Origin of the sequence: Bradyrhizobium sp. NBAIM08 (assembly GCF_020193935.1) — a bacterium.
GTDB classification, from domain to species: domain Bacteria; phylum Pseudomonadota; class Alphaproteobacteria; order Rhizobiales; family Xanthobacteraceae; genus Bradyrhizobium; species Bradyrhizobium yuanmingense.
Map to the genome: position 1 here is coordinate 461,730 of NZ_JADYVR010000003.1, position 24,319 is coordinate 486,048.

Annotated in this window: 36 protein-coding genes and 1 riboswitch; of the genes, 13 read left to right on the top strand and 23 right to left on the bottom strand. The window is 64.9% G+C overall.

Features of this window, described 5'->3' with window-relative positions; genetic code table 11:
• The first annotated feature begins 4 nt into the window (after positions 1 to 4).
• Positions 5 to 1,231: a lytic murein transglycosylase gene (locus I6F37_RS13005; protein ID WP_225151382.1), complete on the top strand. Its 1,227-nt coding sequence runs from the start codon at positions 5 to 7 to the stop codon at positions 1,229 to 1,231.
• Between the two features lie 178 nt (positions 1,232 to 1,409).
• On the opposite strand, the gene I6F37_RS13010 is transcribed toward I6F37_RS13005, so the two are convergent.
• Together I6F37_RS13010 and I6F37_RS13015 are read right to left on the bottom strand one after the other, a co-directional pair.
• Positions 1,410 to 1,691, bottom strand: a complete 282-nt coding sequence (locus I6F37_RS13010; protein ID WP_036013199.1) for a hypothetical protein — start codon at positions 1,689 to 1,691, stop codon at positions 1,410 to 1,412.
• Positions 1,692 to 1,902: 211 nt separating this feature from the next.
• On the bottom strand, positions 1,903 to 2,223 hold the full coding sequence (locus I6F37_RS13015) for a hypothetical protein (RefSeq protein ID WP_036013200.1): 321 nt from the start codon (positions 2,221 to 2,223) through the stop codon (positions 1,903 to 1,905).
• A 125-nt stretch (positions 2,224 to 2,348) separates the two neighbouring features.
• Here I6F37_RS13015 and I6F37_RS13020 point away from each other — a divergent pair, with 125 nt between their 5' ends.
• The 3 genes from I6F37_RS13020 to bfr all read left to right on the top strand — a co-directional run bounded on the left by I6F37_RS13020 (position 2,349) and on the right by bfr (position 3,718).
• The gene (locus I6F37_RS13020; RefSeq protein WP_225151384.1) at positions 2,349 to 2,663 is read left to right on the top strand and encodes a hypothetical protein; all 315 of its coding nucleotides are present in this window, start codon (positions 2,349 to 2,351) and stop codon (positions 2,661 to 2,663) included.
• A gap of 160 nt (positions 2,664 to 2,823) precedes the next feature.
• Positions 2,824 to 3,096, top strand: a complete 273-nt coding sequence (locus I6F37_RS13025) for a bacterioferritin-associated ferredoxin (RefSeq protein ID WP_036013202.1) — start codon at positions 2,824 to 2,826, stop codon at positions 3,094 to 3,096.
• Positions 3,097 to 3,229: 133 nt separating this feature from the next.
• Entirely contained in the window at positions 3,230 to 3,718 is a 489-nt protein-coding gene (gene bfr, locus I6F37_RS13030) for a bacterioferritin (RefSeq protein ID WP_036013205.1), read from the top strand.
• A gap of 95 nt (positions 3,719 to 3,813) precedes the next feature.
• On the opposite strand, the gene I6F37_RS13035 is transcribed toward bfr, so the two are convergent.
• Positions 3,814 to 4,416 carry an MSMEG_1061 family FMN-dependent PPOX-type flavoprotein gene (locus tag I6F37_RS13035; protein ID WP_225151386.1) on the bottom strand — a complete coding sequence of 201 codons (603 nt, stop codon included), beginning with the start codon at positions 4,414 to 4,416 and terminating at the stop codon, positions 3,814 to 3,816.
• 77 nt (positions 4,417 to 4,493) lie between these two features.
• On the bottom strand, positions 4,494 to 4,847 hold the full coding sequence (locus I6F37_RS13040; RefSeq protein ID WP_036013289.1) for a hypothetical protein: 354 nt from the start codon (positions 4,845 to 4,847) through the stop codon (positions 4,494 to 4,496).
• Between the two features lie 255 nt (positions 4,848 to 5,102).
• Between I6F37_RS13040 and I6F37_RS13045 the strand changes: the two genes are divergently transcribed.
• Complete coding sequence (locus I6F37_RS13045) at positions 5,103 to 5,372, top strand: DUF2277 domain-containing protein (RefSeq protein ID WP_036013210.1); 270 nt, start codon at positions 5,103 to 5,105, stop codon at positions 5,370 to 5,372.
• A gap of 93 nt (positions 5,373 to 5,465) precedes the next feature.
• Positions 5,466 to 5,681 carry a hypothetical protein gene (locus tag I6F37_RS13050; RefSeq protein WP_225151388.1) on the top strand — a complete coding sequence of 72 codons (216 nt, stop codon included), beginning with the start codon at positions 5,466 to 5,468 and terminating at the stop codon, positions 5,679 to 5,681.
• On the opposite strand, the gene I6F37_RS13055 is transcribed toward I6F37_RS13050, so the two are convergent.
• From I6F37_RS13055 to I6F37_RS13065, 3 genes are all read right to left on the bottom strand, one after another.
• Complete coding sequence (locus I6F37_RS13055; protein ID WP_225151390.1) at positions 5,678 to 6,196, bottom strand: collagen-like protein; 519 nt, start codon at positions 6,194 to 6,196, stop codon at positions 5,678 to 5,680. The two genes, I6F37_RS13050 and I6F37_RS13055, sit on opposite strands and share 4 nt — an antisense overlap.
• A 172-nt stretch (positions 6,197 to 6,368) precedes the next feature.
• Entirely contained in the window at positions 6,369 to 6,617 is a 249-nt protein-coding gene (locus I6F37_RS13060; RefSeq protein ID WP_036013218.1) for a helix-turn-helix domain-containing protein, read from the bottom strand.
• Positions 6,618 to 6,798: 181 nt separating this feature from the next.
• On the bottom strand, positions 6,799 to 7,566 hold the full coding sequence (locus tag I6F37_RS13065; protein WP_225151392.1) for an SDR family NAD(P)-dependent oxidoreductase: 768 nt from the start codon (positions 7,564 to 7,566) through the stop codon (positions 6,799 to 6,801).
• Positions 7,567 to 7,677: 111 nt separating this feature from the next.
• Between I6F37_RS13065 and I6F37_RS13070 the strand changes: the two genes are divergently transcribed.
• Positions 7,678 to 8,163, top strand: a complete 486-nt coding sequence (locus I6F37_RS13070) for a molecular chaperone DnaJ (protein WP_109144714.1) — start codon at positions 7,678 to 7,680, stop codon at positions 8,161 to 8,163.
• A gap of 79 nt (positions 8,164 to 8,242) precedes the next feature.
• On the opposite strand, the gene I6F37_RS13075 is transcribed toward I6F37_RS13070, so the two are convergent.
• From I6F37_RS13075 to I6F37_RS13085, 3 genes are all read right to left on the bottom strand, one after another.
• A complete protein-coding gene (locus I6F37_RS13075; protein ID WP_036013225.1) occupies positions 8,243 to 8,494 on the bottom strand; it encodes a hypothetical protein in 252 nt (83 codons plus the stop codon).
• Positions 8,495 to 8,730: 236 nt separating this feature from the next.
• Positions 8,731 to 8,991 carry a hypothetical protein gene (locus I6F37_RS13080; RefSeq protein WP_225151394.1) on the bottom strand — a complete coding sequence of 87 codons (261 nt, stop codon included), beginning with the start codon at positions 8,989 to 8,991 and terminating at the stop codon, positions 8,731 to 8,733.
• Positions 8,992 to 9,162: 171 nt separating this feature from the next.
• On the bottom strand, positions 9,163 to 9,546 hold the full coding sequence (locus I6F37_RS13085) for a RidA family protein (protein ID WP_109144713.1): 384 nt from the start codon (positions 9,544 to 9,546) through the stop codon (positions 9,163 to 9,165).
• Between the two features lie 519 nt (positions 9,547 to 10,065).
• Between I6F37_RS13085 and I6F37_RS13090 the strand changes: the two genes are divergently transcribed.
• Positions 10,066 to 10,500, top strand: coding sequence for a hypothetical protein (locus I6F37_RS13090; RefSeq protein ID WP_036013234.1), 435 nt, complete (start codon positions 10,066 to 10,068; stop codon positions 10,498 to 10,500).
• 142 nt (positions 10,501 to 10,642) lie between these two features.
• Here the strand turns inward: I6F37_RS13090 and I6F37_RS13095 are convergent, their stop codons facing one another.
• Positions 10,643 to 11,338, bottom strand: coding sequence for a glutathione S-transferase family protein (locus I6F37_RS13095; protein WP_225151396.1), 696 nt, complete (start codon positions 11,336 to 11,338; stop codon positions 10,643 to 10,645).
• 240 nt (positions 11,339 to 11,578) lie between these two features.
• On the opposite strand from I6F37_RS13095, the gene I6F37_RS13100 reads away from it, so the two are divergent.
• Positions 11,579 to 12,124, top strand: a complete 546-nt coding sequence (locus I6F37_RS13100; protein ID WP_225151398.1) for a phosphohydrolase — start codon at positions 11,579 to 11,581, stop codon at positions 12,122 to 12,124.
• A 14-nt stretch (positions 12,125 to 12,138) separates the two neighbouring features.
• On the opposite strand, the gene I6F37_RS13105 is transcribed toward I6F37_RS13100, so the two are convergent.
• On the bottom strand, positions 12,139 to 12,786 hold the full coding sequence (locus I6F37_RS13105) for a glutathione S-transferase family protein (protein ID WP_225151400.1): 648 nt from the start codon (positions 12,784 to 12,786) through the stop codon (positions 12,139 to 12,141).
• Positions 12,787 to 12,966: 180 nt separating this feature from the next.
• On the opposite strand from I6F37_RS13105, the gene I6F37_RS13110 reads away from it, so the two are divergent.
• The gene (locus I6F37_RS13110; RefSeq protein WP_225151401.1) at positions 12,967 to 13,404 is read left to right on the top strand and encodes a VOC family protein; all 438 of its coding nucleotides are present in this window, start codon (positions 12,967 to 12,969) and stop codon (positions 13,402 to 13,404) included.
• A 121-nt stretch (positions 13,405 to 13,525) separates the two neighbouring features.
• Here the strand turns inward: I6F37_RS13110 and I6F37_RS13115 are convergent, their stop codons facing one another.
• The 9 genes from I6F37_RS13115 to I6F37_RS13155 form a co-directional block, all read right to left on the bottom strand.
• The gene (locus tag I6F37_RS13115) at positions 13,526 to 14,047 is read right to left on the bottom strand and encodes a mismatch-specific DNA-glycosylase (RefSeq protein ID WP_225151403.1); all 522 of its coding nucleotides are present in this window, start codon (positions 14,045 to 14,047) and stop codon (positions 13,526 to 13,528) included.
• 166 nt (positions 14,048 to 14,213) lie between these two features.
• Positions 14,214 to 14,552 carry a hypothetical protein gene (locus I6F37_RS13120; protein ID WP_225151405.1) on the bottom strand — a complete coding sequence of 113 codons (339 nt, stop codon included), beginning with the start codon at positions 14,550 to 14,552 and terminating at the stop codon, positions 14,214 to 14,216.
• A 79-nt stretch (positions 14,553 to 14,631) separates the two neighbouring features.
• Positions 14,632 to 16,530: a phosphomethylpyrimidine synthase ThiC gene (thiC, locus tag I6F37_RS13125; protein WP_225151407.1), complete on the bottom strand. Its 1,899-nt coding sequence runs from the start codon at positions 16,528 to 16,530 to the stop codon at positions 14,632 to 14,634.
• A 185-nt stretch (positions 16,531 to 16,715) separates the two neighbouring features.
• Positions 16,716 to 17,324, bottom strand: a complete 609-nt coding sequence (locus I6F37_RS13130) for a thiamine phosphate synthase (protein ID WP_225151409.1) — start codon at positions 17,322 to 17,324, stop codon at positions 16,716 to 16,718.
• Positions 17,311 to 18,093 carry a thiazole synthase gene (locus I6F37_RS13135; protein ID WP_225151411.1) on the bottom strand — a complete coding sequence of 261 codons (783 nt, stop codon included), beginning with the start codon at positions 18,091 to 18,093 and terminating at the stop codon, positions 17,311 to 17,313. Before I6F37_RS13135 ends, I6F37_RS13130 begins: the two co-directional genes overlap by 14 nt.
• Positions 18,087 to 18,257, bottom strand: coding sequence for a hypothetical protein (locus tag I6F37_RS13140; protein WP_225149094.1), 171 nt, complete (start codon positions 18,255 to 18,257; stop codon positions 18,087 to 18,089). The genes I6F37_RS13135 and I6F37_RS13140 overlap by 7 nt, the downstream gene beginning before the upstream one ends.
• Before the next feature lie 5 nt (positions 18,258 to 18,262).
• Positions 18,263 to 18,460 (bottom strand): sulfur carrier protein ThiS, encoded by a 198-nt coding sequence (gene thiS, locus I6F37_RS13145; RefSeq protein ID WP_036028477.1) that lies wholly within the window; start codon positions 18,458 to 18,460, stop codon positions 18,263 to 18,265.
• Positions 18,451 to 19,476: an FAD-dependent oxidoreductase gene (locus tag I6F37_RS13150; protein WP_225151413.1), complete on the bottom strand. Its 1,026-nt coding sequence runs from the start codon at positions 19,474 to 19,476 to the stop codon at positions 18,451 to 18,453. The genes thiS and I6F37_RS13150 overlap by 10 nt, the downstream gene beginning before the upstream one ends.
• A riboswitch (TPP riboswitch) is annotated at positions 19,464 to 19,592 on the bottom strand. It overlaps the preceding gene by 13 nt.
• A 170-nt stretch (positions 19,593 to 19,762) precedes the next feature.
• Entirely contained in the window at positions 19,763 to 20,326 is a 564-nt protein-coding gene (locus I6F37_RS13155) for a lytic transglycosylase domain-containing protein (RefSeq protein WP_225139103.1), read from the bottom strand.
• Positions 20,327 to 20,556: 230 nt separating this feature from the next.
• Here I6F37_RS13155 and I6F37_RS13160 point away from each other — a divergent pair, with 230 nt between their 5' ends.
• Complete coding sequence (locus tag I6F37_RS13160; RefSeq protein WP_036013259.1) at positions 20,557 to 20,757, top strand: hypothetical protein; 201 nt, start codon at positions 20,557 to 20,559, stop codon at positions 20,755 to 20,757.
• Here I6F37_RS13160 and I6F37_RS13165 read toward each other — a convergent pair whose 3' ends face one another.
• Positions 20,758 to 22,080: an ATP-binding protein gene (locus I6F37_RS13165; protein ID WP_225151415.1), complete on the bottom strand. Its 1,323-nt coding sequence runs from the start codon at positions 22,078 to 22,080 to the stop codon at positions 20,758 to 20,760. It abuts the gene before it with no gap.
• A gap of 11 nt (positions 22,081 to 22,091) precedes the next feature.
• Entirely contained in the window at positions 22,092 to 22,862 is a 771-nt protein-coding gene (locus I6F37_RS13170) for a response regulator (protein ID WP_225139102.1), read from the bottom strand.
• Between the two features lie 179 nt (positions 22,863 to 23,041).
• On the opposite strand from I6F37_RS13170, the gene I6F37_RS13175 reads away from it, so the two are divergent.
• Positions 23,042 to 23,572 carry a hypothetical protein gene (locus I6F37_RS13175; RefSeq protein ID WP_225151417.1) on the top strand — a complete coding sequence of 177 codons (531 nt, stop codon included), beginning with the start codon at positions 23,042 to 23,044 and terminating at the stop codon, positions 23,570 to 23,572.
• 211 nt (positions 23,573 to 23,783) lie between these two features.
• The gene (locus I6F37_RS13180; RefSeq protein ID WP_036013268.1) at positions 23,784 to 24,311 is read left to right on the top strand and encodes a PRC-barrel domain-containing protein; all 528 of its coding nucleotides are present in this window, start codon (positions 23,784 to 23,786) and stop codon (positions 24,309 to 24,311) included.
• The last annotated feature ends 8 nt before the right edge of the window (positions 24,312 to 24,319 follow it).

Consider the following 24,319-nt stretch of genomic DNA (forward strand, 5'->3'; position numbering starts at 1 on the left):
CGGCATGATGCGACGGGCGCTCATCGCTGCGGGGATCGTCATCGCCTGCAGCTGGTCGCCCGTCCGTGCTGCCGACGCCGCTTTCACCCAGTTCATCGCCTCGTTGTGGCCGGAGGCCCAACAGGCCGGCGTTTCGCGCGCAACGTTCGATGCGCAAACGCGCGGGCTGGAGCCCGACTACAAGCTGCCCGATCTGCTCTTGCCCGGGCGGCCGGCAACGGGTGCGCCGTCGCAGGCCGAGTTCGTGCAGGTGCCGGCCGACTACGTCAAGGAAGCCTCGATCGCGCGGCTTGCAGGCGAGGGGCAGCGGCTGCTCCAAAAGCATCGTACCTCGCTGGACGAGATCGAGAAGAAGTCCGGGGTGCCGGCGACCGTCATGCTCGCCATCTGGGGCCGCGAGACAGACTATGGCCGGCACACGTTGCCCTACGATCTGGTGCGCGTACTGGCGACGCAGGCCTATGTCGGACGCCGAAAGGATCAGTATCGCAACGAGTTCATTGCCGCGCTCAAGATCCTCGATGAAGGCGTCGTCACGCGCAAGGACATGCGCTCGTCCTGGGCCGGCGCGACCGGCCTCACCCAGTTCCTGCCGTCCGAATATTACAAGCATGGCGTCGATTTCGACGGCGATGGCCGCATCGACATCTGGCACTCGGTGCCAGATGCGCTGGCCTCGGCTGCGCAGCAGCTCGTCAACAAGGGCTGGCAGAGCGGCGTGCGCTGGGCTTACGAGGTGCAGGCGCCGGCGAAGGTCGATTGCACGACGGGCGTGCCGGAGGTGACGAAGCCGATCGGCCAATGGCTGCGCGAGGGTTTTGTCCCGGTACGCGGCCAAAAGCTCAGCGCCGCCGAGCAGGCGCAGCCGGCCTCGCTGCTCCAGCCCGAAGGCATCTACGGCCCGTCATTCCTGACCACGAAGAATTACTTCGTCATCAAGGAATACAATTTCTCCGATCTCTACGTGCTGTTCGTCGGCCATCTCAGCGACCGCATGACGAGCCCGCTGCCGTTCGCAACGCCCTGGTCCGCCTCGAAGCAATTGCGCACCAAGGACGTCGAGACCATGCAGCGCGAGCTGACGCGGATCGGGCTCTACAAGGACAAGATCGACGGCAAGGCCGGCATGCAGACCCGTGCGGCGCTTGGCGCCTATCAGAAGTCGGCGGGCCTCAAGCTCGATTGCTGGCCGAGCGAAGAGGTGCTGCGTTCGATCCAGGCGGCGCGATAGAGCATGATCCGGAAAAGTGTGAAGCGGTTTTCCGAAAAGATCATGCTCAAACAATAACCTAAAGCGCGATGACGCTTCATCCTAACCGCATCGCGCTTTAGCGTGCGCAAACAAAAAGCCCGGCCAATGCTCTCGGCCGGGCTTTCCGATCGCGGCGCGCATGCGCCAGGCAATCAGATCAGTAGCAAACGCGAACCGGACGGCTGACCCAGCCGTAGCCGTCCCAATAGCGCTCGCGGCGCCAGTAGCAGGGCGCGGGCGGCGGGGGCTCGGCGATGTAAACGGGGCCGCCATAGGCCGGACGGCTGGAGGCGATGGCGCCGCCGACGATGGCGCCACCGATCAGGCCGGCTGCGATACCGGCGCCGACGCCGTCATGGGCCTTCGCGGACGGAGCGGCGGTCACCAGCGAACCGGCGACCGTCGCGACCGTGAGGGCGGCAACTAAAGTCTTGTTCATGCTCTTGGCTCTCCTGGGAGATGGGTTCCTCCTGCTAGAGGCGCCCGGGTTTCAAAGGTTCACGCACACTCTGATGGAATTGGCCCTGCAGCTAGGAAGCGCGCAAATGGTCAATCCACGGTAAACGCACACGGAGCTGTGACGAGAAAAAGCGGTCTTTTTCAGGCCCTGAGATGAACGGCGCATCCGTAGTGAACCGGCTTGGCGCGCCTCAGCCGCAGACTCGGACGCGACGGACGCGCCAGGCATAGCCATCCCAGAAGCGCTGCTTCTGCCAGACGCAGCCGCCGTAATAGTCGTCGGCAACATAGCCTGGACCCGGGGCGTAGTAGCGCGGCGGGTAGTAGCCCGGCCCATAGTAGCCATAGCTAGGCCCGTAATAATACGGAGAAGCCAGCGCGCCGCCGACAAGGGCGCCGCCGATGATCCCGGCGGCCACGCCTGCCGCGACACCGCGCTGGGCATGGGCCGGCGTTCCGGCCGTCAGGGCCAGAATGGCGACGGCAGCGACCGCCAGGAGCGACTTCTTCATTGCTTGACCTTTCAGACGAACACGCGGGAACCTTTGGGCCGCAAGGTTCCATATTCCGCTTGAATGATCAATGAACGGCACCTTTGCCGGAGACGACCAATTGGTATGGGTCCCACCGGGAGACGATGATGGGCAACGCGATGGTTAATGCTTTGATTGCGGCCGGGATCGTTTTCGCGGTCGGCTACGGCTGGATCGCACATCTCCAGAACCGCGCACGGCGCTCCCGCGCTACCGCCGGCAGCCACGGAGGGAGTAGCGGGGAGAGCACCTATTCCGGGACGAATGACGGCTTCTCGCTGGGAAGCTGGTTTTCCGGCGGCAGTTCGGGGAGCTCTGGCGACGGCGCAAGCTGTTCCAGCAGCGATAGCAGCAGTAGCGGCGGCGACTGCGGAGGCGGTGGCGACGGCGGAGGAGGAGGCGGCGGTGGCGGCGACTAGTGGGCTACAATCTTGATCCAGCGCAAGAGCTTGATTTAGAGCCGTTCTAGGCTTTGATCAGGCCAGTTTGGAATAGCTTCAAATACCTGTTTTTCCTTTTGCATCCGGCCGGCCTGTTAAATATCGATGATGGCGCATCACCGAAGGGCCTGCCGCTTCCATGATCGTTTGTTCCTGTAACGTGCTGAGCGATGATGATATCCGCGCCGCCGTCGCCGAGTCCGACGACGCCGTGCGGCATGCCAAACAGGTCTATGGCTGTCTCGGCTGCAGCGCCGAATGCGGGCGCTGCGCCCGGACGATCAAGAGTATCATCGACGAAGCGCTCGGCCCCTGTGCGCAGTCCTGCTGCGCCGGCTGCCCGCATAGCCACACCGTGGCCGCCAACGACGAGACCGCCGAACCCGCCGAGTTCGCCCTCGCGGCCTGCTGAAAACTTCCGCAATTCCGGCTGAGCTTTTCCCCGGCTGGGTTCCCGTAGCCGGTTGCTCTCGCTCGCAAAGTGATTTAGAAGCGTTCTAAACTCGGTTTGGGACCGATTTGGACTGCAAGAGCTGGAGTGAACCATGCAGGGCGACGCAAAAGTCATCGACTATCTCAACAAGGCGCTGCGTCACGAGCTGACTGCGATCAATCAGTACTGGCTGCATTACCGCTTCCTCGACAATTGGGGCCTGCTGGACATGGCCAAGGTCTGGCGCAAGGAATCCATCGAGGAGATGGAGCACGCCGACAAGCTCACCGAGCGGATCCTGTTCTTCGACGGCTTTCCGAACATGCAGGTGCTCGATCCCCTGCGCATCGGCCAGAACGTCAAGGAGATCATCGAGTGCGATCTCGCCGCCGAGATGAGCGCGCGGGCGCTCTATCAGGAAGCGGCGACCTACTGTCACAGCGCCAAGGACTATGTCACACGCGACCTGTTCGAGAAGCTGATGAGCGACGAGGAGCACCACATCGACTTCCTCGAGACCCAGCTCGATCTGATCGGCCGCATCGGCCTTGAGCTCTACACCCAGAAGCATGTCGGCGGGCTCGAGGGCGAGGGGCACTAAACTCGGGCCTGGCTCCCTCCATCGTCATGGCCGGGCTTGACCCCGGCCATCCACGTGTTGCCGCACGACGCTTCGTTTTGCGGAACCGCTCTTGGCTACAGCTGCGTCTTGTAGAGCTCTTCCACGGCCTCCTGGCTCGCCGGTTCGCCGAGGCCGGTCTGCTCGTGAATGACCGTGACGATGCTCGGCATCACCGAGCGCTGCACCTTCTCCGACCCCCACAGCTTCGAGCGCATCAGCGCCTTGCCGCAATGGAAATAGACCTCGCTGACCGCGACGTTCAGCACCGCGCGCGGCGGCTTGCCGAATTCCACCATCGAGGCGAGCAGATCCGGGTCGGCCGACAGCGTGCCGCGGCCGCCGACGCGCAGCGTCTCCTCGATGCCCGGCACGAAGAACAGCAAATGCACGAAGCCTGAGCCTTCGACCACGTTGCGAAAACTGTCGATGCGGTTGTTGCCGGAGCGGTCGGGCATCAGCAGCTGGTTGGAGCCGGCGACGCGGACGAAGCCGATGCCGCCGCCGCGCGGCGAAGCGTCGACGCTGCCGTCCGCTCCCGATGTCGCGAGCACGCAGAATGGCGACATCTCGATGAATTTCTTCGCATGCGCATCGATCGCGGGCCGTGCCTTCGCGATCACGCGCGGGCTCGGCATAGCATAGATGGTGGCGAGGTCTTCGGCGCTAAGATCGGTCAACGGCGTGCCTCCGCTTCAGCTGGGCTTCAAGCTACCCGATCGGGCCGTCGCCAGCCAATGGAAATCACCAAGGCGCGTTACACCGCATCCGCCGGCACGAAGCAGCTGATGATGATGGAGCCGCGGTGGTGGACGTACCACACCACGGCCTGGCCGATCGGATTGCCCTGGTCGCGGATGATGGCGCGTCCGGGCACCTCGATCCATTGTCCCTCGATCGGCACCCAATAAGCGCCATTGCGCACGTCATACTCGGTGCGATGGCCATCGGAGATGTCGCAGCAGGGAACCCCGTTCGGCGCGATCACGCTCTTGAACCAGGCGCGGATGTCGGGCGGAACGTGGTCGTATTGGCCATTGTCGCGCGCGAACGCAACGTTTGCCAGTGCTGTCGTCGCAACCAACCAAACGCACAGTGCGAGCCTGTGCATGCGATCCTCCTCGTCGCGTATCGTGCCATGGGCGCGCGATTGTCCTGCGCGTCTTTCCCTATCGTTGGCACGGATTAAGCCTGAGCCGTCACTGCAATGCATGCTCAAATAATATGCGATGCCGGCGCCCCCCGCTTATGATGCGCTGCGAGATCAGCTTGTGGCGCATCCACCAAGTTGGTCGCAGAAGCGAGAAGGCGGATGTAGGATTTCGGCTCGGACCTTCGTCTTAAGGAAAACGCCGGGAGAAAGTGCATGTGCCGCAACATCAAGACGCTGTTCAACTTCGAGCCGCCGGCGACGGAGGATGAGATCCACGCCAGCGCGCTGCAATTCGTGCGAAAGCTGTCGGGTTTCAACAAGCCATCGCAGGCCAACGAGGCGGCGTTCGATCGTGCGGTGGCCGAGGTCTCCGAGGCGGCGCGAAAACTCCTGACCTCGCTGCATACGAACGCGCCGGCGCGCGACCGCGAGGTTGAGGCGGAGAAGGCGAAAGAGCGTTCGCGGCTGCGCTTCGGTACGTGAGGTCAGGCAGCGTGCTCCGTGATCTGGCTCACGGTATCTGCTGCCTCGGCTTGCGATGGTGGCGGCCGGGGTTTTGATCGCCCGGAGCACGACATGAGCCACCCCCTTCTTCCTTTGAAAGCAGGTGCCATCGTCTTCACGCTGCTGTGGACCGCGTGGATGATGTGGTGGGGCGGCTCGTTCTCGAGCGCGAACGTGATCATCCTCGCCCTGTGCGGCGCGGCGGTCGGCTATTTCTGGTATCGCGCCATGCGCTGGCAATTCGAGCGCATGGGCATGCTGCCGCGGCGCGAGGATCGGCCCGACTAGACCCGTCGGCTATCCTTGCCCTGCTTCTTCTTTTTCTTCCTGTGATCGTCGCCATCATCGCTCTCGTCATCGACGATTGCCTCGTCGGTCTCCTGGACGGCGGCTTCGAGCGCTTCGCGCTCGGCGGCTTCGCGCTCGCGTTGGCGGCGGCGTTCGTCCCAGGCATCGAAGAGCTGGTCGAGCCAGGGCAGCACCTGCTCGATCGACGGCAATTGGCCGGGCGGACCCGGCTCGCCGCGCGGGCCTTGCGGCCCCGCCGGTCCCTGCGGCCCGGCAGGTCCCGGTGCGCCGGCTGGCCCACGCGGACCGGCTTCGCCCTGTTTGCCTTGCGGACCGGGCTTGCCGGGCGGCCCGGCCTTCCCGACCGGGCCCGGCTTGCCCTGCGGCCCGGGCTTGCCGCGTGCGCCGTCGGGGCCGCGCCGGCCCGGATGCCCCTGTGGCCCCGGCCGTCCCGGCTCGCCTTGCCGCCCGCGAGGCCCCTGAGGCCCCGGCCGTCGTCCCTGGTCGTCTGCCACGCCACCGCTCCCTTCACCTGGAGCAAGCTACTTAGCGGCGTTTGACGACAGCAGCAATTCTGCCCGCGCATCGTGCCAGGCTTGATCAACATCAATCGGCGGCGCGAGCGGCCGCCTCATCGATCGCGCGTGGCTGCGCAGCGCGCCGTCGCTGGCCGATTGATGTCGTGCGCTAATCCTGACAGGCGGGCACGTCGATGCCGGAGGCGGCATAGAGCCTGATCTTGTTGCGCAGCGTGCGTACGGAAAGGCCGAGCACGCGCGAGGCGCGCGTGCGGTTGCCGTCACAGCGCGCCAGCGTCTGGATCACGAGCTCACGCTCGACCTCGTCGACGGTGGCACCGATCAGAAGCGGAACGATCTGGTTCGGGGCAAGGAATTGTGCGTCCGGCCCGGACGCGGCGACATGAACAGTGGTCATCAAAACACCTCCCGATCAACGCCCGCTTCCATCGTCGGAAGCGGATCGAGAACCAACGACCCCCAAGCCGTGAATCTACGGTGGTCCGGTTTGGTTAATGAAAGGTTAATTGGAGGGGCTGCACCGAATTGATCTTGAGAATGCCCAGATGCCGCCGCGATTGGTGCGAGCCTCGCATCCCTCACACCGTGCGATAGCCGCCGTCCACCATCACGATGGTTCCGGTGACATAGGCCGACAGATCGGAGGCGAGGAACACCGCGGGGCCGACGATGTCCTCGGGCTTGCCGGTGCGCGCCAGTGGGGTGTGATCGATGAAGGCCTGCACCAGCGCCGGATTGGTCGCGCGCGCATTGGCGTTGAGGTTGGTCTCGATGAAGCCGGGGCCGATCGCGTTGACGCGCACGCCTTCCTTGCCGAGCTCGACCGCGAGCGCCTTGGTGAAGCCGAGCACGCCGTGTTTCGAGGTGGTGTAGGCCGCCGAGCTCGGCGTGCGCAGATGCACGAAGGACTGGATCGAGCCGATGTTGATGATGCGGCCTTTGCTGGCGCGCAAGGGCGCGAGGAACGCCTGCGTCACGTTGAACACGCCGTTGAGGTTGAGCGAGATGATGTCGTTCCAGTCCTTCGCCACCGTCTCGGTCTCCGCGGTGAAGGCGTTGCGGCGGGTGATGCCGGCATTGTTGACGAGGATCGAGACCTGCCCGATTTTGTCCGCGATCTGCCTGGCGAGCGCGAAGCAATCCTCGCGCCTGACGACGTCGAGCGCAAAGCTCTCGGCCTTGCCGCCCGCTGTCCGGATCTCCTGCGCGGCCTCCGCCGCCGTCTCGGCGTTGACGTCGAGCAGCACGACCTGCGCGCCCTCCCGCGCATAGCCGGTGGCGATCGCCCGGCCGATTCCGGAACCGGCGCCGGTGACGACAGCGATGTGGTTTGCGAGCAGCGCCATGGCAGTTTCCTCCCGTTTTCGTTTCGAAGTTTCACGAAACGCTAACGCGAAATTAAGGGGTCGGAAACGGCGGCCTTGGCATACTGATCCTGATTGCTAAACGTTGCGCGCATGATGGAACGGCTCGAAACCTGGAAACTCGCTCTGGAGCGGCTGCGGTCGGCGCAAGCGCCTGACTGGGCCGAGGCCGGCCGGCTGGTGGCCGAGATCGCGCGGATGAGCAGCGACGTCACGCTGCGCCAGGCTGCCGAGCAGGCGCTGCCGGTGCTGCGCCAGGCCGTCGACAACGACGATCACAGCGTGACGCTGGCGGCCCAGCGCCGTATCAGTGTGGTGCTCGAGGTCGTGCACGATCTGACCGCGCCGCGCTTCGGCCGCCGTAACGCCGCGCCGAAGAAGCTCTCCAGCGAGGACCGCGCGCGCAAGGTGCTCGGCCTGCCGCTCGCGGTGCAGCTCACCTGCGAGGACATCAACCAGGCCTATCGCCGCGCCGCCAAGGGCCTGCATCCCGACCAGGGCGGCAGCGCCGAAGCCTTCATCGATCTCGCCGCCGCGCGCGACATTCTGATCCATCCGGGCGCGCACAAGGACGCGTGAGCGTCTCGGGCCTTCGAAAAGCAAACCGGGCAAGGACGCCCTCGTCCTTGCCCGGTTCTTCGTCCGCCGATCGATTATCTTACCACTTGCAGCTGCCGCTCTTGAGCGCGGCGTCCTTGACCATGAGTGCATCGACGAAGGTCGGCACGCTCGCGCTGGCGCGGTGATAGCCGGCCGGCCACGGCGTGGTCGGGATGCTCTCGTCCCAGATCTGGCAGAAGCCGGTGTCCTGCCAGCGGATCAGATGATAGCTGGCTTCGGCCGGGCTCGCGGCGACGAACGCGGTGACGGCAAGACCGGCGGCAGCGCACAGCATGGAAATACGACGCATGATCAGCTCCTCAAATGAATGATGTGATGCGCCTCCCGACAATGACGGGGAGGGGTGGTGCGGGACGCGCTTGGCATGCGCCCCGGACAAGATGTGAGTAGTTCCACCCGCCGCCGAGGTTCAAAAAATGTGCGCGGGACAGGTCTGATTGCGGCCGGGAAACGCTTCAGGCCACGCAAAGCAAAAGGGCGGATCGCCCGCGCGACCCGCCCTCAAACGCTACTCTCGCGTCCGGCTCAGAGCGTGCACTTCCGCTCGGTGCGCATCTTGATCTGCAGGTCCGAGGCCTGCTGGAAGGTCGGGAACGGCTTGCTGACGACCTTGTAGGTCGAGACACCGAACTGGAACGGCTTGTACTGCAGGTCCTCGTTCCAGACCTGGCAGATGCCGGTGTTGTCCCAGCGGATCACGTAATAGCCGACCTTCGCGAAGGCGGGCACGGCGAACACGGAACTAGCGATGCCGGCAACGGCACTGAGCGCGAGAAGGCGACGCATGAAGTATCTCCTGGTGGGACATGGGTGGTGGGACATGGGACCGAAAAAATTCGTGCGGTAAAAGCAGGTCCTTTGCAAGCCGGGGGGCCGCCATTCACGGACATGTCAGCTGTGCCCAACGCATTTGGTTTGGACGCGTGCCCGATAGGTCACACGCAGCTGACTAGGCTCCTACTTGGCCAGCGAAGCGACCGCCTCGATCTCGATCAGCATCTTCGGATCGGGCAGCGCCTGCACCACGCAAGTCGTGCGCGCCGGGTACGGCGGCGGGCCGAAGGCGCCCGCATAGAGCGCGTTCATCGCGGCAACGTCCGAGGCGCGGGTCAGGAGCACGTTGACCTTGACGAGATCATGCATCCCGGCGCCGGCCTCGCCCAGCACGCGCTTGATGTTGACGACGACATTGGCGAACTGCGTCTCGAAGCCGTCGGGCAGCGCACCATTGGCATCGAAGCCGGGAATGCCGGAGACAAACAGGAGGTCGCCAACCCGCGTCGCAAAGGACAGCGGCGGCGCCTTGACGTGCGGCGGGGGCGCGAAATGCTGGATCGGCATGGGATCACCTCAGGACGGGGGCGGACGCAGGAGCGTAGCGGCTGGCGCGGGGATGCTCAAAACAAAAGTGCGAAAACAACCCCATGCACAGTAGGCGCCGCACGGAAATCATTGATGTTTTCCAGAATTCGCCAAACGCGAAGCATTCGGTTGCTCCGTCGGGCAAAACAGGGGCATTATGGCATGCTGGCGGTTGGTGGTCTTCGCCTCTCCCCGCGTGCGGCCTGCGCGTGGCGAGAGAGCAGGCCATTCACCCGTCATTGCGAGGAGCCCTTGCGACGAAGCAATCCAGACTGCCGCCGCGGAGCGATTCTGGATTGCTTCGCGGAGCCTGTCATCAGGCCGCGCTTCGCGCGGACCCGTTGGCTCGCAATGACGGAGCATGAGGACCTTCCGCGAGTCTCGCCGCCGCCTTGCTTGCGGAAACGCCCGCCGATCATGTTGCCGCCCCGATCGATCAGGTACATTCGCTCCGTCTGATTCGAACCCTCCTTTAAAAAACAGCCCCCGGAGACCCCCATGAAGCTCGCATCCACCCTCCGCGCCGCGTGCGTCGCCATCGTCGCCCTGGCTGGCCTCTCGACGACCGCGCAGGCCGACAGCGGCTTCGTGACGCTGACGATCTACAAGGCGGGCTGGATCATCGGCGGCTCGGGCGGCTCGGGCGTCCTCAACTTCCGCGGCCGCTCGTACGGGCTCTCCACCGGCGGCCTCGACTACGGCCTGGTGTTCGGGGGATCCAAGACCGTGCTGCGCGGCCGCGTCTCCAACATCAACCGTCCCTCCGACGTTGCCGGCGTCTACGGCGCCGCCGGTGCCGGCATCGCCGTCGGCTCCGGCGCCCGCGCCATCGTGCTGACCAACCAGAAGGGCGCAGTGCTGGAGCTGTCGGGCACGCAGGTGGGGTTGATGGCGAATGCGGATCTCAGCGGGCTTGCGATCACGATGCGGTAGGCGAGGTGCCGTAGGGTGGGTTAGCCCTGCGGATGCGCGAAGCGAATCCGCAGGGCGTAACCCACCATTTCTGCCGCCTTGGAAAGAGAGGAGGTGGGTTACGCTTCGGACAGCGCTTCGCGCCGCCCGAAGCTAACCCACCCTACGATTTCCCGACCATCGCATGCACCCGCTCGCAATGCGCGACGAGGTTTGCGTGCGCATCGACGAAGGCCTTGAGCGGCGTCGGGATCGGAAAGAAATAGATGTTGGCGATGAAGCCGTAGATGCCGGCATCAACGCTCGTCGGCGCCGCGCCGTGCACGAAGCCTTGCGCCGGCACGATGTCAGTCAGCACCTGCAGATCAGCCAGCCCCCGGGCATAGGCCTGCTCGGGCGTGTAGCGGCCGATGCCCTGGAAGTGATAGCGCTGCGCGTTGTAGGCCTTGGCCTTCTCGAAGCCGGTAGGGTCGATCTGCGGATGCTGCGCGATGAAGGCGTCGCGGAACGCCGGATAGAAGCGCTCGTCCTTCCAGCGCGAATAGGACATCACCCAGTAGAGATCGTCCAGCATGCGCGTGACGAGATGGTCGGTGCGGCGCTGTTCCGATGACAAGCCGGCGTGGATCGTGAGGCGGTATTTCTTAGTCGCGTGCGCGATGATGGTCTCGCTGTCGCCGATGATCTCGCTGTCGTCGACGATGTAAGGCAGCTGCCCGCGCGGCGCGGCCGATGCATCGAAGACGTGCTCATGCACGAACGGCACGCCCGCGAGCTTGAGAAACGCATAGACCTTGAGGCCGTAGCCGTTGTTGTCGGCGACGCCGAAGAGCTCTGGGTAGGAGTAGAGGGTCAGCATGGGCGGGCTCCTCCGGGGTGGCGGAGGCCAGCATGCTAGGGAGTGGAAACGGATGCAATCCTCGTAGCCCGCAGAGCGCAGCGACATGCGGGAATGGGCTCCCCGGATATCGCTGCGCTCATCCGGGCTACGTCAGAGCGCCATTTGCGAATTGCCTTTTGCGCAATAGGATGACCGCAATCCTCTGGTCCGGGAGATCACGATGGCCATCAACAAGATCGACGACGTGAGACTTCGCCCATGACCCGCGACGAATTGGTCGCTGCCTATGCGGCGCCCGGCCGCCACTATCACAATCTCGCGCATATCGAGGATTGCCTGGCGGCGCTCGCGCGGATCGATGGTCTCTCGGCCGCCGAGCGCGAGACGCTGTCGGAAGCGATCTGGTGGCACGACGCCGTCTACGATCCGACGCGGACGGACAACGAGGAGCGCAGCGCGGAGCTCGCCGAGCAGCACGTCCGCGCCGAGCTTCGCCAGGAGGTCGGCCGCCTGATCCGGCTGACCAAAACGCACGACGTTCCCGCCGGCGATCGTCTCGGGGCGATCTTGATCTCGATCGACCTCAGCATTCTCGGCGCCGATCCCGCCCGCTACGACGCGTACGCCGCCGCGATCCGCCGGGAGTTCAGCTATGTCGCCGAGGACGAGTATCGCGCCGGCCGCGCCCGCGTGCTGCGCCGTTTCGCGGCCCGCGAGGTCATCTTTCCCGATCCGGTCTTCGCCGCGAGCTTTGACCGCCAGGCCCGTGCCAACCTCGCGCGCGAACTGGTTGAGCTGAGCTGAAGCGACCAATCCACCTACGAGCGCGCCGCGGCGTTGAACATTGCGAGCTGCGCCTCGAACGCCCGTTTGAACGCCGGCCGCCTTTCGCCGCGGGCAACATAGGCGGCGATGTCGGGATACTCGTCGAGCAGGCCCGACGTATTCAGCCGCCGCAGCACCGTTACCATCATGAGATCGCCGGCGCTGAAGGCGCCGTCGAGCCAGTCGGCTTTGCCGAGGCGGCGCGACAACTCGCCGAGCCTGGTGCGAACGCGGTCCTGCAGCATGGGCAAGCGCTCGGCGTACCAGCTCCTGTCGCGCTCGAGCAGCATGGCCATGGAGAGCTCGACGATCGACGGCTCCACCGTGCTCAGCGCAGCGAACATCCATGCGATAGCGCGGCTCCTCGCGTTGGCATCCTTCGGCAGCAAGCCATCATGGCGCTCGGCGATGTGGAGCAAGATCGCGCCGGATTCGAACAGCGTGAGATCGCCGTCCTCATAGGTTGGGATCTGCCCGAACGGATGCAGCGCGCGATGCGCGGGCTGCTTCATTGTCGCGAACGAGAGGAGGCGGACGTCGTAGGGCTGCCCGACCTCTTCCAGCGCCCAACGTACCCGCATGTCGCGCGCGTGGCCCTTGCCGCGGTCGGGGGAGGATTCGAAGGCGGTGATGGTGGGCATCGGGGGCTCGGGGTGATCGTTTCCAGAGGACGAACGACCGGGGCGGCGGCCGACAGGTATCACGTTTTCCGCGCTACAATTGTGCTAGGCAAAAAAAACCGGCCGACCTTGTCGGAACACCCCTCCCGCCCGCGTCCTTGAAGTGCCCGCGCGCCGCACGGGCCGAAAGGAGCTCCATTCATGACGTCCATCACACCGTTTCTCTGGTTCGATAACAACGTCCCGGCGGCCATCGCCTTCTACAAATCGGTATTTCCCAATGCCAAGATCGAAACCGTCAGCGACTTCGTGGCGGTGTTCGAGCTCGAAGGCCAGCGCTTCCACGCGCTCAATGGCGGGCCGAAATACCGCTTCAACGAAGCGGTGTCGTTCTTCATCAGCGTTGAGACGCAAGGCGAGGTCGACTATTTCTGGAATGCACTGACCGCCGATGGAGGCGAGGAATCGCAGTGCGGTTGGCTCAAGGACAAGTTCGGCCTGTCCTGGCAGGTGATCCCGACGGCGCTCGGCCGCTATCTCGGCGACGCCGACCGCACCAAGGCGAACCGCGTGATGCAGGCGATGATGGGGATGCGGAAGATCGTGATCGCGGAGCTGGACAGCGCGTATGCGGGCTGAGGCGACGGCGCCTAGGGCGGGTTAGGCGAAGCCGTAACCCACCATCCCTTCTCGGTTGCTGGACGAAGTTGGTCGATTACGCCGGCGGACTGCGCTTCGCGCAGCCGCGGGCTAATCCACCCTACGCAGCGATCCACGCCGCAAGCTCTCGCCACGGCTCCAGCGTCCAACTCCCCGACGCAGCACCCGAGGGCGAGGGCAGCACGAATGTCTCCGGCCAGCTTCCGTCGCGTGGCTGCCGCCCCAGCGCAATCGCAGCTGACGGCCTGCCGTAAAACAAGCTCGCCGCCTTCTTACTCGTGAACGCAACGGTCCGCGGCCGATACTTGTCCATCTTCGCCCGGAATCCCGGCACGTCGATCGTCTCCGCCGCGATCTGGTGATCCATCCCGGCGCCCGTCTTGCAGAGATCGGTGAAGCCGATCCCGAGCTCGATCAGCGACGCGTACTCCCTTGGCTGATAGCGCCGCGGCGTGATCCCGGCCTCATGGATCGCGCGCCAGAAGCGGTTGCCGGGATGGGCGTAGTAGTGCCCGAGCTCGGCCGAGCGCGTCGAGGCGGCGGTGCCGACGAAGACGAGGCGGAGGCCTGCGCGGAGTCGATCGGGGAGGCGGTGGGGGACGGAAGCGGGTGCGTCAATCATCCCGGGTAGAGTCTGTGGTCAGCCGGAATATTTCTATTGCCATACTACTTGCTTATGTCCACTTTCGTTCCAGCTACTAAGAGTGGCATTGCAGTTTCGATAGATTAGCTTCGTGTGTTGATTTGGAGAGATATGGTGGCAAAGCAGCAAAGGGCCCAGAAGTCCACTAGCCGTGCCTCAAACGATAGTGAAGCCAAGTTTCCATAGCTGCACTGGCAGTTTCAATATTTCGTGCAGGTTGCGTTTGAACTTGGCGTGCTAATTCGGATGCCATTGCTTCCATCGCAGCCTGTCGATCTACGAGCGACATCATCTGCACCAGGGTTGGAAAGTCTTCCGGCCCGATCTCCATTTGGACTTGAGTCCGACCCCCGCCCTTCGAGTCCATAGTGAACGCGATGTTGATCTGACTCGCCGCAGTGATCGAAACCGAATTGATAGTCTCATACCAATAGCGGGCGGTCACGCCGCCACGCCTTACCGTCGTACCCTTAAGCGCAGGCATTGGGAGCCTCTCAGGTCGAGCCGAGCAATTCTCTCGTTCCTGCTGTGGAACTCGGTCGAAAATATGGCAGGCCCTCTCCTCACAGCACCCGATTGCTCTCCTTCACCTTCTCCGCATCCAGATAAACGCTGCTCCCCATCTCCTTGAACTTCGCGCTCATCTTCGCCATGCCGTCCTCGGCGGTGCCGCTCATCGACATCCCCACCGAGTTCGGATCGTTCAGCGTCGCCGCGTAATCCCGCACGTCCTGCGTGATCTTCATCGAGCAGAATTTGGGGCCGCACATCGAGCAGAAATGGGCGACCTTGTGGGCTTCCTTCGGCAGGGTCTCGTCGTGGAAGTTCTTGGCGGTATCAGGATCGAGGCCGAGGTTGAACTGGTCGGTCCAGCGGAATTCGAACCGCGCGCGGGAGAGGGCGTCGTCGCGCAGTTGTGCGGCGGGGTGGCCCTTGGCGAGGTCGGCGGCGTGGGCGGCGATCTTGTAGGTGATGACGCCGGTCTTGACGTCGTTGCGATCGGGTAGCCCGAGATGCTCCTTCGGCGTGACGTAGCAGAGCATGGCGCAGCCAAACCAGCCGATCATGGCGGCGCCGATGCCCGAGGTGATGTGGTCGTAGCCCGGCGCGATGTCGGTGGTCAGCGGTCCAAGCGTGTAGAATGGCGCTTCGCCACATTCCTTGAGCTGCTTGTCCATGTTGATCTTGATCTTGTGCATCGGCACGTGGCCGGGGCCTTCGATCATGACCTGGCAGCCCTTGTCCCACGCGATCTTGGTGAGCTCGCCGAGCGTCTCCAGCTCGGCAAACTGCGCGCGGTCGTTGGCATCCGCGATCGAACCCGGACGCAGGCCGTCGCCGAGCGAGAACGAGACGTCATACTTGCGCATGAGGTCGCAGATCTCGTCGAAATGCGTATAGAGGAAGCTCTCCTTGTGATGCGCGAGGCACCACTTCGCCATGATCGAGCCGCCGCGGGAGACGATGCCGGTAACGCGGCTGGCGGTGAGGTGGATGTATTGCAGCCGCACGCCGGCGTGGATGGTGAAATAGTCGACGCCCTGCTCACACTGCTCGATCAGCGTGTCCTTGTAGAGCTCCCAGGTCAGCTTGACCGGATCGCCGTTGCACTTCTCCAGCGCCTGATAAATTGGGACGGTGCCGATCGGCACCGGCGAGTTGCGCAGGATCCACTCACGGGTGGTGTGGATGTTGCGCCCGGTCGAGAGGTCCATCACGGTGTCGGCGCCCCAGCGGATCGCCCACACCATCTTCTCGACTTCTTCCTCGACCGACGACGTCACCGCGGAGTTGCCGATATTGGCGTTGATCTTGGTCAGGAAGTTGCGGCCGATGATCATCGGCTCGAGCTCGGAATGGTTGATGTTGGAGGGGATGATGGCGCGGCCGCGCGCGATCTCGGAGCGCACGAACTCCGGGGTGATGAAGGCGGGCACCGAGGCGCCAAAGCTTTCGCCGTCGGCGAGCGCGGCTTCGGCGCGCTCGAGTTGCTGCTTGCGCCCGAGGTTTTCGCGCTCCGCGACGTAGATCATCTCCTTGGTGATGATGCCGGCGCGGGCGAATTCGAGCTGCGTCACCTTGTGGCCGTCGAGGCCGCGCAGCGGCTTGTGATAGGCCGAGAAGGCGCGCGCGGCCTTGTCGGTGGAGACGCTACCATTGTCCTCCGGCTTGATCTGCCGGCCCTCATATTCCTCGACGCCGCCGCGCTCCAGCACCCATTGCTTGCGGTTGCGCGCCAAGCCGGCATTGACGTCGATGGTGACGGAGGGGTCGGTGTAGGGCCCCGACGTGTCATAGACCGGCAGGTTCGGCTCGCCCGCGCCTTCAGACAGGATGATCTCGCGCAAGGGCACGCGGATATCCGGCGCGGCGTCGGGTGTCGCGAAGATTTTTCGCGAGGAGGGCAGGGGGCCGGTGGTGACGGCGGGAACGGTCTTATCGGGGTTGGAGCGGATGTTCATGGGATCCTCCTAATTCAGTTCGATGGCGTCGCTGCGCGAGAGACAAATTCGGCTGTCATCCCCGCGAAGGCGGGGATCCAGTATTCCAGAGGCGGTGCGGCTAGAACCGAGAGGCCGCGGCGTACTGGATCGCCCGGTCAAGCCGGGCGATGACAGTGGCGTGTGGGGTGAGAGCGGGGCGATCATCACGCCGCCTCCTTCGAACCGTCGAGCCATTGCCGCACGCGGGCATCGGGGTCGGGGTTCTGGGTCACGTCGGAGACAACAGCGATCGAATCCGCGCCGGCGGCAAAAATCTCCGCGGCGTGCTCGAACTTGATGCCGCCGATGGCAACCAGCGGGATGGTGCCGATGCGCTTTTTCCATTCGGTGATCTTGGGAATGCCCTGCGGCTCGAAGCGCATCGATTTCAGGGTCGTGAAGAAGATCGGGCCGAGCGCGACGTAGTCGGGCTTCGCCGCCAGCGCGGTCTCAAGCTCGGCGTCGTCATGGGTGGAGATGCCGAGCTTGAGGCCGGCCTCGCGGATAGCGCCGAGATCTGCGTCTGCAAGATCCTCCTGGCCGAGATGCAGGTATTGTGCACCCGCAACGATCGCTGCGCGCCAATAATCGTTCACCACCAGCTTGGCCTGCGTGTCCTTGGTGATGGCCAGCGCGTCGGTGACGATCTGCAGCGCGTCGGCGTCGTTCAGCTCTTTGGCGCGCAGCTGGATGGTGCCGACGCCGAGCTTGGTCAGGCGTTCGACCCAGGCCAGGCTATCAACCACGGGATAGAAGCGATCAGGATACGGCATGCCAGAACGGGGTCCCAACGACAGGGGTGGAGGGCGAGGCGAAGTCGCGGGCGTTCATCAGCCCGGCCTCGTAAGCGGTGCGGCCGGCCTCACAGCCGAGGCGGAAGGCGTTCGCCATTGCGACGGGATCGGCGGCTTTGGCGATGGCGGTGTTGAGCAGCACGGCATCATAGCCGAGCTCGAACGCCTGCGCGGCGTGAGAGGGCGCCCCTAAGCCAGCGTCGACCACCAGCGTGATGTCGGGCAGCCGCTCGCGCAACAGTTTTAGCGCATCGCGGTTGGTGATGCCCTTGGCGCTGCCGATCGGAGCGGCCCACGGCATCACCACCTTGCACCCGGCGTCGACCAGGCGGCTCGCGACCGAGAGGTCTTCCGTGCAATAGGGGAACACCTCGAAGCCGTCCTTGATCAGGATGCCGGCGGCTTCGACCAGGCCGACGACGTCGGGCTGCAGCGTGTCGTTGTCGGCGATGACCTCGAGCTTGATCCAGCTCGTGCCGAACAATTCGCGTGCGAGCTTGGCCGTCGTCACCGCCTCGCGCACGGTGCGGCATCCCGCGGTGTTCGGCAGCACGGTGACGTCGAGCTCGCGGATCAGCTTCCAGAACGCATCGCCAGTCTTGCCGCCGGCGGATTCGCGCCGCAGTGACACCGTGACGATGTTGGCACCGGAGGCGCGGATCGCCTCTTGCATGATCGCAGGCGAGGGATAGAGCGCGCTGCCGATCAGCAGGCGGGAGGCGAAGGTTTTGCCGTAGAAGGTCACCATGTCGGTGTTTCCTCGATTAACGCTCTCTCCGCCGTCATTGCGAGCGAAGCGAAGCAATCCAGAGATTCATCCGCGGAGACACTCTGGATTGCTTCGTCGCTGCGCTCCTCGCAATGACGGAAAGAACCCTGAACGGGCGGCAGATGGAAGGCGCGCTCCGTCATTCGGCTCACCCTCCCTGCCGCGGCGTGATGATCTCGATCTCGTCGCCGGCTTTCAGCAGCGTCTCCGCCCAGCGGCTCTTCGGCACGACGTCGTAATTGAGCGCGATGGCGAAATGGCTGCCTTCGTAGTCGAGCTCGGCGAGCAGCGCGTCCACGCTGGACGAAATCACCTCGCGCTGCTCACCGTTGACGATCACGCGCATTGCACTACCTCGTTGTCGATCTGGCCGCGCTCGACATAGGCGAGCGTCAGCTCGGCGAGCGCAGGCGCGATCAGGAAGCCGTGGCGGTAGAGGCCGTTGACGCTGATCTTGCGATCGCGAATGCCGATGCGCGGCAAATTGTCGGGAAAGGCGGGACGAAGCCCCGAACCGAATTCGACGATGCGGGCTTCGCCGAACGCCGGGTGCACAGTGTAGGCGGCCCCTAATAGCTCCAGCGCGGAGCGCACGCTGACGCCGGTGTCTTCGGCCTCGATCGAGGTCGCGCCCAGCATGAACAGGCCGTTCTCGCGCGGGATCACGTAGAGCGGCCAACGCGGATGGATCAGCCGCACCGGGCGCGCCAGCTGCACCTCGTCCGTCTCGATCAGGATCATCTCGCCCTTGACGCCGCGAAGCTCGCTCTGCTCGTCGCGGGCACCAAGGCCGCGGCAGTCGATGACGATGCTTTTAGGATTCAGGTTTGCAAGCTCGTTCGCGGTGACGTCGCTGCAGAACGTGATGGTGCCGCCGGCAGCCTTGATGCGCTCGTGCAGCTGCGGCAGCACGCGGCGCGGCTCGACATGGCCCTCGGCAGGGAAGAACAGCGCGTCACGGAAGCGGCCCTCCAGCGACGGCTCGAGCGCGGCTAGGCCGGCGGCATCGAGCCGGCGGTGATGCTCGGTCATGCGCGCAAACCGCTCGAAATCGTTGCGCTCGCGCGGGTGGGCGACGACCAGCGAGCCGTTGAACGGCGTGTCGGGCAGCTCGCGCCGCCAGAGATCGAGCGAGCGCAGCCCCAAGCGGCTGATGATGGGCTCGGCGATCTCGGCCTCGCAATAGGGCGCGAGCATGCCGCCGGCCCAATGGCTGGTGGCATCCGTCATCGCCTCGTCACCGCGCTCGTGCAAGGTGACGGCATGACCGGCCTGCGCGAACAGCAACGCCTGCCAGGCGCCCGCGATGCCTGCGCCGATGATGGATACCGGTGAATCCGGTCGCTTGATGGTCTGCAACATCCCTGTCCCTTCGCCGGCATGACCCGGATCAGGTTCAAAGGGTCACCGCGGTCCTGGGCGGTATTGCCCATTTAGCGGTATCTCAGCTCCTCCTCGGAGCACCCCTCGGAACGGTGGTAATGTATGCCAGCAGGATGGGGTGGTCAACGCGGTAACAGTCGTCATGCCCGGGCTTGTCCCGCCTGCGCGGCCGAAGCCGCTGCGGCGAGGCGAAGGCCCGGGCATCCACGTTCTTGGCGCGGATGCAAAGACGTGGATGGCCGGGTCAAGCCGGCCATGACGGAGATCAATGAGCGGGAACCTGCGCCCGCGCGTTGCGGACGCGCTGGGCGAGCTTCCTGTGCGTCGGCGCGGCGAACATCGGCTGCGGATTGCCGTTCGGCTCGAGCCAGGGCTGGCCCATAGTGCCTTGGCCCATGGTCTCGCCCGCATGGGCGACCTGGACCGCCTCCTGCCGCTGGCGCTTTGCAGCATAGTAATAGCCGCCCGCGAAATAACGCACGGCTCGGGCGTGATCGCCATTGGCGGCGCGGTAGGCGCCGGCGAGGTATTTCACAGCGTAGGTGAGGTTGGTGTTGGGATCGCGCAGGCCGGCGGCATCGCCGGTGTAGCCGACCCCGCGCGCGGTCGCGAGCTTGATCTGCATCAGCCCGATGGTGCCGCCGCGGCCGACCACATGCGGTTGATAGCGGCTTTCGCGCATAATGACGCGATGCACCAGCGCTTCCGGCACGCCGTTGGCGCGGGCATGGGCGGCCACCATCTCGGCATATTCGGCTTGCCCGGCGCAAGCTGCCTGCGGCAACGTCAGTCCCGCCGCGAGCAACGCGACAATTCGTAAGATTTTCATCGAAATATTCCTCGGCATAACGGACCCGCGCCCGAGCGCGTTAGGCCGTGGGAACACGGCGATGATGTGGCGAAATGTCACCAACGGCGATTTTCGCCGGCTCGTCGCTTTTGCGACTTAAACCTGGGTTAAGCTCGGAGCTGGTGGAGCGCCTTACGCGACAGAGGGTCTGTCCATTTCGCGCATTCGCCCAACAATCGCTAGTCAAAGCCAGCACTCGGGAGACGTCCATGACCCCTGCAGACATCGACGACATTCCCAAGCAGAACCCTTGTGCACAATGTGGCACACCGATCCCGTTCCCTGACTGGATCGAGCCGGGCGAAGGGCGCGTCTCCTATCTCTGGACCTGCCACGCCTGCAATTACCGCTTCGAGGCGGTGGCGATCTTCCCGCACGAGGCGATCGAGCACCCGCCGCTCGCGGCTTGATCAGGCGGCAAGGCGCGGCGCCTGCGAGACCGGCAATCGCATCCGCACGATCAGGCCGCGCGGGGCGCGGTCATGCAGCGACAGCTCGCCGCCGTGGCCGAGCGCGATTGCGCGCGCGATCGACAGGCCGAGCCCGAAGCCGGTGGAGTAGTCCATGGTGCGCGCGTCGTCGCCGCGCGCGAACGGCTCCAGCATCTCCTGCTTGCGTGCATCCGAAATGCCCGGGCCGTCGTCCTCGACGTCGATGACGAGCATGGCGTCCGAGACGTCGAGGCGGATCGTCACCTCGGCGCCGAAGCGCACCGCGTTCTCGACCAGGTTGGTGACGCCGCGATGCAGATCGTCGGGCCGCGCGGCGGCGGTCGCGGACGCCGGCCCGACATAGTGCACGACATGGCCCATGTCGCCGAACTGATCGGCGACGAGCTGCAGCGTGCTGGCGATGTCGACCAGCGTCACCGCCTCGACCTTGCGGTCGTCGCGCAAGAGCGACAGCACCGATTCCAGCATCGCGCGCATCTGGTCGAGATCCATCAGCATGCGCTTGCGGTTGGCTTCGTCCTCGATGAACTCGGCGCGCAGGCGCAGCCGCGTGATCGGCGTGCGCAAATCGTGGCTGATCGCCGCCAGCATCCGCGTGCGGTCCGACATCAGCCGCACGATCCGCTCGTGCATGCGGTTGAGCGCGCGCGCCACCGCGCGGATCTCCTCCGGGCCGCGCTCGGGCAGCGGCTCGGCGGCGCCCTCGAGGCTGAAATTCTCCGCCGCCGCGGCGAAGGACGACAGCGGCCTCGTCAGCGCGCGCGCCGCCCACAGGCCGAGCACGGTGACGCAGATGAAGGCGCTCATCAGTGCCATCAGCCAGGGCGCGCCAGAGAACAACGGCCGCGGGGCGCCATCGACATGGCCCGCGATCACGGTGCCGTCGGGCAATTGCACGCCGATACGGGGCTCGATGCTGCCTGAAGCCAGCCGTCCGGTCTTGTAGGCGCGGCCGAGATGGCGGCGCATCCAGCGCAGATGCAGGCTGTCGCTCTCCGCGAGATTGGCCGTGCCGGGCGCCAGCATCTCGATGCCGAGCCCGGGGAAGGCGCGCGCGAGATCGGTGACGAGGCGCGGACGCTCGCTCGCCTCCGCCGCCTCGAGCAGCAGCGCGGCATCGGCCAGTTGATGCGCCCGGTCCGGCGGGGCATCAGGGCGGTCCTGCCGGATAATCAGGAAGGCGGTGGTGATGACGAGATGGAGCGCCACTGTCGAGGCCAGCACCAGCGCGGCGATCTGCCCGCCGATACCCTTGAGGTGGAAGAACGAAAACGGCTTCATCGTCGTCCCCCTCAGCTGCTCACGGGCACTGCGGTCGCTTCGGCGCTTGCTGCCTCGGTTTTCGCGACCTCGGTTCGTGGCGTGAACAGATAGCCGCCGGAGCGCACCGTCTTGATCAGGGTGGGATCGGCCGGATTGGGCTCGATCTTGCGGCGGATGCGGCTGACCAAGACGTCGATGGAGCGCTCGAACGCGCCGGTGTTGCGCCCCTGCGTGAGGTCGAGCAGGCTGTCGCGCGACAGCACGCGGCCGGGCCGCTCGCAGAACGTGCGCAGCAGGTCGAACTCGGCGCTGGTCACCGCGACGCGCGCGCCTGCGGGATTGCGGAGCTCGCGCAAGCGCAGATCGATGCGCCAGCCTTCGAAGGTGAGCGCGGAGGCACCTTCGACCGAGCTCGCCGCTTGCGCGGCCGCCTGGCGACGCAGCACCGCGTTGATGCGGGCGAGCAGCTCGCGCGGGTTGAACGGCTTCGGCAGATAATCGTCCGCGCCCATCTCGAGGCCGACGATGCGGTCGATGTCCTCGCCGCGCGCGGTCAGCATGATGATCGGCGTCTGGTTTTCGGCGCGCACCTTGCGGCACAGGCTGAGGCCGTCGTCGCCAGGCAGCATGACGTCCAGGATGATAAGATCGACGCGGTGGTCGGCCATGGCGCGCGACATCTCGCGGCCGTCGGCGACGGCGGTGACGTTGCAGGCGTTGTTGCGCAGATATTTCGCAATCAGCGTCCGGGTTTCGCGGTCGTCCTCGACGACCAGGATGTTGGGATTGGGAATGGCCATGGACCTTGTTTGTCCAAAATTCCGGCCAAAAGGCGAAGATTTTTGTTTCGAATTGTTTCTACCGGGCGGTCAGCAACGGACGGCAATCGCCCCACCGCCGAGCGGGAAGCTCTCGTTAAGGCCGTTAACCATACCGTGGCGTGGTCCGCGGCGAAACCCGCAAAACCAAGGGAGCCATCATGACCTCGATCTCGGCGGCCTCCGCCGGCAGCTATCAATCGCCACTGCAACGGCTTCAGCAGGAATTGCAGTCGCAAGTCTCCGCCGGCACGATCTCGTCGTCGCACCAGTCCGCGCTCTCGACGGCGCTGACGGATATCGACATGACGCTCCAGCAGAGCCGATCGAGAGGCCAGTCGAGCGGCGCGCCTCCCTCCAAGGACGAGATGCAGTCGAAGATCGAGGACCTCATCTCGAGCGAAGTGTCGAACGGGACGCTGACCTCCGAACAGGCCGAGAAGCTGAAAAGCGTGTTTCAGTCCGCCTTCGCGCGTGGACTAGGCGGTCCGCCGCCGGACGACGGCTCTTCGGATTCGACGACGACGGATTCGACGAGCAGTAGCTCGACGGACCAGACCACCGCCGAGATCCTCCAGCAATTCCTCCAGGCGCTGCAGCAATCGCAATCGTCAGCCTCCTCCTACGGTGCCAATGGCAGCTCAACCGGCAATTCGAGCCTCGCCGCGCTCCTGATCGACTACAAGAGCTGACCTCGGCGACGCCGGGTCAGCGAGGTCCTCGCCGCGGTCCTGCCTTGCCCCAATGCGCATGATCCTCGGCGGGGAACCGTGCACCGCAAAATGTTCCTGAGTGACGCAGGAACAGTTCGCGCATGGCGCGACGAAATTGCGGCGCGCACGGAACTGCGCCCGATCAGAGCGGTTTTCTCCGCACGAGTTTTCTGTGAAGGAGAGGACAACAATGTTGATGAAATCGATCGTCACCGGCCTCGCCGGTACCGCGCTACTTGCGACCGTCGCAATCGCGCAAACGCCGCCCGCCGCCACCACCGACAAGGCGGCCCCTGCGGCCACCGCAACGACCACGACGGCTTCCGGCCAGTGGCGTACCTCGAAAATGGATGGCCTGAAGGTCTACAACGAGGCCAACGAGAACATCGGCACGATCAACGACCTGCTGATGGACAAGAACGGTGACATCAAGATCGCCGTGATCGGAGTCGGCGGCTTCCTCGGCATGGGCGAGCATCTGGTCGCCGTGCCCTACGAGAAGCTGAAGTTCGTCAACGAGCCCGTCGCCTATACCGGCACCGGCGCGAACACCGGCGCCCGGCCCGCCGGCACGACGACCGGCGCTGCGACCGGTACCGACAGGCCTGCCGCGACCGCATCGACGTCGTCCGCGTCAAAATGGTACCCGGACCACGCCGTGTTCAATGCCAGCAAGGACGAGCTGAAGAACATGCCGCAGTTCAAGTACGCGGAGTAATGCGGCTC